General features: G+C 40.0%; 7 protein-coding genes. 5 read left to right on the forward strand and 2 right to left on the reverse strand.

The genetic code is table 11. The annotated features are described in order from the left end of the window. Positions 1–24: 24 nt before the first annotated feature. Positions 25–1,713 (forward strand): arginine--tRNA ligase, encoded by a 1,689-nt coding sequence (gene argS / locus DW015_RS08775; RefSeq protein ID WP_117905369.1) that lies wholly within the window; start codon positions 25–27, stop codon positions 1,711–1,713. 47 nt (positions 1,714–1,760) lie between these two features. Here the strand turns inward: argS and DW015_RS08780 are convergent, their stop codons facing one another. Further along, positions 1,761–2,564, reverse strand: coding sequence for a DNA glycosylase (locus tag DW015_RS08780; RefSeq protein ID WP_117905370.1), 804 nt, complete (start codon positions 2,562–2,564; stop codon positions 1,761–1,763). 128 nt (positions 2,565–2,692) lie between these two features. On the opposite strand from DW015_RS08780, the gene DW015_RS08785 reads away from it, so the two are divergent. From DW015_RS08785 to DW015_RS08800, 4 genes are all read left to right on the forward strand, one after another. Further along, a complete protein-coding gene (locus DW015_RS08785; protein ID WP_117905371.1) occupies positions 2,693–3,376 on the forward strand; it encodes a DUF6062 family protein in 684 nt (227 codons plus the stop codon). Positions 3,377–3,908: 532 nt separating this feature from the next. After that, positions 3,909–4,169, forward strand: a complete 261-nt coding sequence (locus DW015_RS08790; RefSeq protein WP_117905372.1) for a hypothetical protein — start codon at positions 3,909–3,911, stop codon at positions 4,167–4,169. Positions 4,170–4,302: 133 nt separating this feature from the next. After that, positions 4,303–5,076, forward strand: coding sequence for a 23S rRNA (guanosine(2251)-2'-O)-methyltransferase RlmB (rlmB, locus tag DW015_RS08795; RefSeq protein WP_117905373.1), 774 nt, complete (start codon positions 4,303–4,305; stop codon positions 5,074–5,076). Positions 5,077–5,096: 20 nt separating this feature from the next. Continuing rightward, positions 5,097–7,391, forward strand: coding sequence for a hypothetical protein (locus DW015_RS08800; RefSeq protein WP_117905374.1), 2,295 nt, complete (start codon positions 5,097–5,099; stop codon positions 7,389–7,391). A gap of 42 nt (positions 7,392–7,433) precedes the next feature. Here DW015_RS08800 and DW015_RS08805 read toward each other — a convergent pair whose 3' ends face one another. Further along, the gene (locus tag DW015_RS08805; protein WP_022286908.1) at positions 7,434–8,108 is read right to left on the reverse strand and encodes a uracil-DNA glycosylase; all 675 of its coding nucleotides are present in this window, start codon (positions 8,106–8,108) and stop codon (positions 7,434–7,436) included. Between the last annotated feature and the right edge of the window lie 238 nt (positions 8,109–8,346).

Raw genomic sequence — 8,346 nt, forward strand, 5'->3', positions numbered from 1 at the left:
TATTTGGAAGGACGGAAAAATAATATGACTAATCTCATAAGCGACGCATTTATTCAGGCTAAGGAGCTTGTAATGAAAGCTATGGGCGAGCTTGTTGCAGACGGAACTTTTCCAGCAGAGCCTGTTCCTGCATTTAATACGGAGATACCTGCCGACTCAAAAAACGGTGACGTTTCCACTAATGCCGCAATGGTATGTGCAAGACCTTTCAGAAACAATCCAAGAAAAATAGCAGAAGCTATCATATCAAAGATAGACCTTAACGGCTCATACTTTGCAAGATGTGAAGTGGCAGGTCCCGGGTTCATCAACTTTTTCTATTCTACTGAATGGTATGCAACTGTAGTTGCCACTGTTTTGGAGCAGAAAGAGAAATACGGTGAAACTGACCTTGGCGCAGGGAAGAGCGTTCTTGTGGAATTTGTTTCTGCAAATCCAACAGGTCCTATGCACATAGGCAACGCAAGAGGCGGAGCTATAGGCGATTGTCTTGCGTCTGTTCTTGAAAAGGCAGGCTATGAGGTAGCAAGAGAGTTCTATATCAATGACGCAGGCAATCAGATAGAGAAGTTCAAGACTTCACTCGAAGTTAGATATCTTCAGATATACAAGCCTGAAACTGAGCTTCCGGAGGACGCTTATCAGGGTCAGGATATAATCGACCATGCAAACGCATTCAATGAGATATACGGCGACAAGTATGTGAACGCTGACAGCGAAGAACGCCGTCAGGCACTTTGCGATTTTGCCTTGCCAAAGAACATTCAGAAGCTTCACGACGATCTTGGCAAATATAGAATACAGTATGACAAGTGGTTCAACGAAAGCACACTTCATAAGGACGGCTCAGTTCAGCGAGTTATTGAACAGCTCAAAGCAAGCGGTCATACCTATGAAAAAGATGGTGCCCTTTGGTTTAAAACAACAGAGTTCGGTGACGAAAAGGATAGAGTTCTCGTTCGTGAAAACGGTGTGCCAACATATCTTGTGCCTGATATCGCATATCACTACAACAAGCTTGCAGTAAGAAAGTTCGATAAGGCTGTAGATATTTTCGGTGCGGACCACCACGGATATATAGCTCGTATTAAAGCTTCTATGACAGCACTTGGCGTTGACGCTGACAGACTTGACATTGTTATCATGCAAATGGTAAACCTTGTCCGTAACGGTGAAAAGTATAAGCTTTCCAAGCGTTCAGGCAAAGCTATCACTCTGTCAACTCTTCTTGACGAAATACCGATAGACGCAGCAAGATTTTTCTTCAATCTCCGTGAGCCTAATTCTCATTTTGATTTTGACCTTGACCTTGCCGTATCTCAGACAAGCCAGAACCCTGTTTATTATGTACAGTATGCACACGCAAGAATTTGTTCTGTCCTTAAAAAGATGAACGAAGAGGGCATTGAAGTTAAGAGCCTCGACAAGGCGGCTCTCAGCGTCCTCACAGCGCCTGAGGAGCAGGAGATGATAAAGCTCCTTGCTACTCTGCCGAACGTTATAAACGAGGCTGCAAAGGCTTATGACCCAGCTAAGGTAACAAAGTATGTAATAGACCTTGCTACAATGTATCACAAGTTCTATAACAACTGCCGTATCATGGGAGAAGACGAGAGCGTTATGCAGGCAAGACTTTCACTTTCACTTGCAGTTAAGCAGGTAATAAAGAATATTCTTGATATGCTCAAGATAACTTGCCCAGAGTCTATGTAATAAAATATCAGACCCGACCGTGGAAAACTCTACGATCGGGTCTTTTGTTATTTCTGGGTATTTCTTATGTAGTGGAATAGATATTGCTGTGCAATGCCCTCAACGCCCTTCACACAAGAGGGAAGTCCGTTCGGATACCACTGTGCAAGCACTCGCTTCACCCACACATCTTTTGGGAAAGCGTCCGTTTTGTAAAAGCCGAAAAGCAGTGTACAATCAGCAACTTTCGGACCAACACCCTTAATCTTCATAAGCTCGTTTCGTGCATCGTCAAGGGGCATTTCTTTTATCTTTTGGTAATCTATCTCACCGCTCAAAACCTTTTCAATTGCGTCAACAAGATATTTTGCTCTGAACCCTGAACGCAGATACGCAAGGCTGTCAACCGTTTCATCTGCCATATCTTCAGCAGAAGGGTAGCCGCTATAATGCTCACACAGACGTCCTATAATGCCCTTTATCCTTGGGATATTGTTATTCTGACTTATTATAAATGAAGATAACGCCTCCCAACTGTCCTGCCTGAGTATTCTTATGCCGCCTGCAAATGAGCAGGCTTTTGACAGAGTTTCGTCCTCAGAAAAACGGCGTTTAAGCTCGCCGTAATCCGTGTTCAGGTCAAAATAATCAGTCCAAATGTTTTCAAAGTCCTGCACAGTGGTGTCATGAAGCCTGAATACACCATTTTCAGCTTCCTCACTTATGGTAAGTTTGTTGTTAAGGAAAGCTCCGCTGTAAGTTTTTTTATCTATCTTCTCCCAGCGAAAAGCCTGTCCGCAATCAAGTGTATCATCTAATCCAAAATCAGGCTGTTTCAGCAAAATGTCACTGCCGCTTTGTGTATAATCCATAAAATTCAACTCCTATTTATCATAAAATCATCGAATCTACTTGCAAAATTCTACAAAAAATATTATACTATAAATATTAGTATTTTTCAAGCGGATAAAATAAACATATCTAAGAAAGGATAGATCATATGAGAGAAAGCATTCTGACAATACCTGTCACAGATATATTTGAGCCGAAATGCGGCTGTCCAATATGCCGCCTGCGTGATACGTTGGAACAGAGAACTGTTGAGTACATAATGGGAGCGGCTATGATGGAGCCAGACGTGCGTATGGAGACCAATAAGCTTGGCTTCTGCAAAACACATTTTGAACAGATGAGAGCCTGCAAAAACAGACTGTCACTTGCACTTATGCTTCAATCACATTTGCAGGATATGCAAAAGCATATTTTCACACGAAAGAAAATGTTCGAGGGCAAGACAGCAAAGCAAAAGAAAGTCAGCGCAGTAAATAACGAATGTTTTGTATGCAGCAAGGTGGATTGGGGAATGTCAAGGATACTCGTTACGCTGTTTGAGATGTATGTTCAACAGCGTGATTTCAGAAATCTTTTTGCTCAGCAGGAAATGCTTTGTCTGCCGCACTATGACCTTTTAGTGTCTATGTGTACAGAAAATATGGATAAGAAATATCAGAAGCAGTTTATTGACGCTTGCGGCGAGCTGACAAGCAAATATCTTGACACTCTTGAAGCGGACGTATCACACTACTGCAAGATGTATGACTACCGTAACACAGGAGCAAATGCCGATTGGGGAAACTCAAAAGACTCCATAGAGCGTGCTATAAAATTTCTTACCACAAGATAAGAAATTTTCGTTACTTTTCGTTACAATGGTTACAGCTTAGATTTTATACATAAGATTGTAAAAGTACAATTATATGTACAGAAGATCAGCTTATATCATTTAATAGGTCATTGTTCTTTGATCGGGTCATTTTTTTGTACTTTGGATTTGGCATTGTAAATTTATTCTCAAACAAATTCAAAAATTATGTAAAGTGCGGTCATTCCACTGCTAACAAATAACCTTCAACAGACAAGTTTGTGCGTTAATATATTCGTAACATTCTCGTATGTATTTGTTCCCAAAAGTTAGCGTTTTTTCGCTTGAATGGTCGATTTTCGTTGTAATATGAAGTTTTCAACAGCCTGCAAATACCGATAAAACCATGAGTTTTCAACGTTTTCAACATGGTTTTCAACAGAAAATACCCCTACGAATGTTGAAAACTTTTCATATTCAACATTTTTGCGTTGAAATGTTGAATATTGCACTTTTTAAATGCCAACAATCAGTAATATAATCAAGTAATTGGTATTTAGAGGAGTTGACTGTCATGCTCAAAGGAATTAATAAACAAATCATCGAAATAAAGTGTACAGAAAATGAATGTTTTGATAAGATTCTATTATTTGTAAACGCAAATAAAAATCATCTACACCCTGATATTTTAAGAAAAAATGCTGTTGATATCGCAAGTGCGATAACGGGGAACAAAATGTTTTCGACCAACAGAAAATTCAACTCTGTGGCTGTGATATCAACTATAATGGGTGTGGCAATGCTTGTTCTGCTGCTTATCGCATTGTGTATGTGATAAGCATAAATATCATTGATAAAATTTGTGTAAATCGTCGAAAGTCTGTATAAAAAGCCTGTTTACTATTGGCATTATGTTTTTTTTGTGGTATAATTACGAGTAGTATATTTTTTTTGAAAAGGAAAATTCAATGAGTAATTATCAAGATAAAAATAATAATTTAGACGAAGAAAATGAACTGCAGCTTATAATTGGCAGAAACCCTGTTATCGAGGCTTTAAAAGCAAATAAGCTGATCGACACTATCTATATTAACCCTGAGGCTAAAGGCTCTATAACACTTATTTGTAGACTTGCAAAGGAAAAAGGCATAAATATCAAGCGTGTTACCGAAACAAAACTCAACAATATGAGCAGGGGAGCTTCACATCAGGGTGTTATTGCTATGGGTGCGTGTGCGGAGTATGTGTCTCCGGAGGATATTCTCAGCATCGCAAATGAAAAGGGAGAGGATCCTTTCATTATCATTTGCGATGAGATAGAAGATCCGCACAATCTTGGTGCTATAATCAGAACGGCTGAGGCGGCAGGTGCTCACGGCGTTATCATTCCAAAGAGAAGAAGTGCATCATTGAACGCAACTGTTTTCAAAACGTCCGCAGGTGCAGCAAGCTGGTTGCCTGTTGCAAGAGTTTCAAATCTTGCAGCAACTATTGATATGCTTAAAGAAAACGGTGTGTGGATATACGGAACTGACGGCGAGGGACAGAGCTATACTGAAGTTAAGCTAACTGGTCCTATAGGGCTGATAGTCGGCTCTGAGGGCTTTGGCATGGGACGTTTAATAAAAGATAAATGTGATTTTTTGCTTAGTTTGCCTATGGCAGGCAAAGTCAATTCTTTGAATGCTTCCGTTGCGGCGGGCATTTTTATGTATGAAGCCGTAAGACAGAGAAATCTATAAGGAACAGGGAGGTTAAAGCTTTGGCTGATAAATTCTCAATAGACGATATAATTTCAGAATACAGCGAAAAAGTTGAAAACGATTTAAAGACTGACGAGTCACAGGAAAACGATGAAAACTTAAATGAAGATACTAATATTGATGAGAGTATTGAAAAAGATAATGATACCAGCGATATAGATAGTGACGGCTATGATCCAATAAAAGCAACAGATTTTGATGATGAATTGGCGGCAGATCATACGAACGAGAAAAAACGTAACGAGGAAAATGCTGCACTTATAAATAATCTCACCAAACATAAAAAAGGCAAGGCTGCAAAGCAGAGCATTCCGCCTGTGAACAGGGCAAGCCTTAAAGATATCAAAATGGGACTGACGGGAAAAATAATCCCGAAAACAGAGGAGTTTGACAAGGCACTTATCCCTGATGACGCCACCTATGAGGAAAAATCCTCTATATTGTCACAGCACAGAAAGAAGAAAGTTGACAGCTTTGTTCTTAAAACTGACGAGCAGGAAAGCGAGCCTGACAGTGATAGTACAAACAATAAAGACAAAGCAGGGCAGACGGAGTTTAAGAAGTTTGATGACGCCGAAAAGGTCTTTGGCTCTATCCGTCATGTGAAGAGCAATCTTGTTCTAAGGCTTTGTGTGCTTCTGTTTACGGGCATTTTCAGCACATTCATCACGGTTGCAAATGACCTGGAACTGCCTCTTATAAAGACATTTGACAGGACGATAACCCCTGCGGCATATCTTTTTGCAAACACTATTTTGGGTCTTATTTCTATAGCGGTGTGCTATAACGTGCTTCTTGCAGGAATGAAAAGCCTATTTAAAAAAGAGGCAGATAATGATACAATAGCAGCGATAGGTATTTTTATTACAGTCATTGCAGGAATAATAAATCTATTTGACCCTGAGTCTATTCGTGACAGTGTTTACCATGTTTACATATCCGTTGCAATCGTGGGTCTGATATTCAATACTCTTGGAAAACTTATGGTGGTAAAACGTACTGAGCGTAATTTTAGGTACGTTGCAGGAGATTTTGAGAGATATGCAGTTACATCCGTTGAAGATGAGGAAATAGCAGAAAACTTCACAAGGGGTGCTGTTGCAGAGCCAAAGATAGCAGCTATGCGCAAGACCGAGTTTGTGGACGATTTTATGAAGAACAGCTACACTTCTGATATCTCAGATGAGTATTCAAAGAAAATAAGTCCTTATATCCTCATTGCAGGCGTTGTTATAGCACTTTTGTCACTTATATTTGATAAGGGTGCGTCAAACATGAAAGAACGTTTGTTTATAGCACTTGCGGCTTTCTCAGGCACTGTTACCATGTGTTCTTCGTTTGCGGTAATGCTTATAGTAAATGTACCTTTGGCAAGAGCTACAAAGAAGTATTTGCAGTATTCAGCGGTAATGCTGGGATATTCTTCTGTTGATGAATTTGCTGACACAAATTCACTTCTTGTTGACACTGAACAGCTTTTCCCTAAAGGAAGCATTGAGCTTGCAAACCTTAAGCTTCTCTCAGCTATTTCTATTGAAGACTGCATTTTAATGGCAGCAAGCCTTAGCTGTCAATCGGGAAGTGTTCTTAAGTCTACATTCTACAAAATGCTCAGAGGCAAGACTGAGTTGCTTTATCCTGTTGAAAGCTACATTTATGAGGACGGTCTTGGACTTTCAGGCTGGATAGAAAACAAACGTGTACTTCTTGGTACAAGAGAGCTTATGGAAAACCACTCTATTGACGGTCTGCCGTCAGAAGCAAAAGAGAAGGAGTATACAAATGGTAATGTTGCTGTCTATCTTTCTATTTCTGGAATAACAGCAGCAATGTTCGTTATTCAGGTATCGCCTAATCTGTCCGTTACACGTTGGCTTCAGGAGCTTGAACTTGAAGGTATCACAACAGTAATAAGAACAGTTGACGGCTTTCTTTCACAGCGTTTTCTCTCTGATCTCTTTGATATTGAAAGCGACAGCGTTAAGCTTCTCAGCTTCAGATATCACAAGGATTACGAAAGCGAAACCGAGTACGTTCCACGTCAGGCTTCATCAATGCTTTGCAGCGGACATTTTCCGTCATTTGCAATGCTTGTGATAGGCGCAAAAAGGCTCAAATTTACCGCAGAACTTGGTGCGTCAGTGATGTATGGTGCAACGATACTTGCGGCGCTCATAGCCCTTATAATGATGCTGGCAGGTTCATTTGTTCAGCTTACTCCAACGCTAGTTATCGTCTACAACCTCATTGTAATGGGAGTAGCGTTGCTTATACAGCACATCAAAAAACTATAAAAATAAACCTCGGCCTGTAGTGATACAAACCGAGGTTATTTTTTACTTATTGCTTATTGTCCAATCTATTGGCTGAATATTGTTGCTTACAAGGAAATCGTTAACCTTAGAAAAATGTCTGCATCCGAAAAAACCGTTATACGCAGACAATGGAGATGGATGAGCTGCCTTGAATACTGCATGAATAGGGTTCGTTATAAGTGGTGCCTTAGCCTTAGCATTGCCTCCCCAAAGGATAAACGCAGTAGGCACATTACGCTCATTAAGCTTTTTTATTACAGCGTCGGTAAGCTGCTCCCAGCCTTTACCCTTATGAGAATTAGGCTGACCCTGACGAACAGTAAGAACAGTGTTCATCATCAGCACGCCCTGCTTAGCCCAATCGGTAAGCTCGCCATTATTAGGGATAGAGATACCAAGGTCAGCATTAAGTTCTTTAAAAATATTCTGCAAAGACGGTGGTGGATTAACACCAGCTTTAACGGAAAAACAAAGACCATGAGCCTGTCCCGGACCATGGTAAGGATCCTGTCCAATGATAACAGCCTTGACGTTTTCATAAGGCGTGTACTTCAATGAATTGAAGATATCATGCATATCAGGATAAACAGTGAAGTGTGAATATTCGTATTTCAAAAATTCACGGAGTTTCAAATAATATTCCTTTTTAAACTCATCAGCCAGAATATCGTCCCAGCTATTTCCGATATGCACCATTATACAGCACTAATGACAGTTCCGACGATCAGACCGAGTATAAGTGCGGCAACCAAAGCGAGAACGAGTATTCTCATGACCATAGGTTTCTTGTCGTTCATTAACTATCGTTCCTTTCATAAAATATACTACTATGATTTTATCATATTTTCGCTATAAAATCAACTGTTTGGAGAAAATTTATAAAATAATTTTGTAGTGCTACAATAGATATTGGACAAAATTAAGAAAAAAGAAA

Origin of the sequence: Ruminococcus sp. AF37-20 (genome assembly GCF_003460465.1) — a bacterium.
GTDB lineage: Bacteria > Bacillota > Clostridia > Oscillospirales > Ruminococcaceae > Hominimerdicola > Hominimerdicola aceti.

Coding starts and splice junctions, on each gene's coding strand:
- argS (WP_117905369.1), top strand. CDS start 25: ATGACTAATCTCATAAGCGACGCATTTATTCAGGCTAAGGAGCTTGTA.
- DW015_RS08780 (WP_117905370.1), bottom strand. CDS start 2,564: ATGGATTATACACAAAGCGGCAGTGACATTTTGCTGAAACAGCCTGAT.
- DW015_RS08785 (WP_117905371.1), top strand. CDS start 2,693: ATGAGAGAAAGCATTCTGACAATACCTGTCACAGATATATTTGAGCCG.
- DW015_RS08790 (WP_117905372.1), top strand. CDS start 3,909: ATGCTCAAAGGAATTAATAAACAAATCATCGAAATAAAGTGTACAGAA.
- rlmB (WP_117905373.1), top strand. CDS start 4,303: ATGAGTAATTATCAAGATAAAAATAATAATTTAGACGAAGAAAATGAA.
- DW015_RS08805 (WP_022286908.1), bottom strand. CDS start 8,108: ATGGTGCATATCGGAAATAGCTGGGACGATATTCTGGCTGATGAGTTT.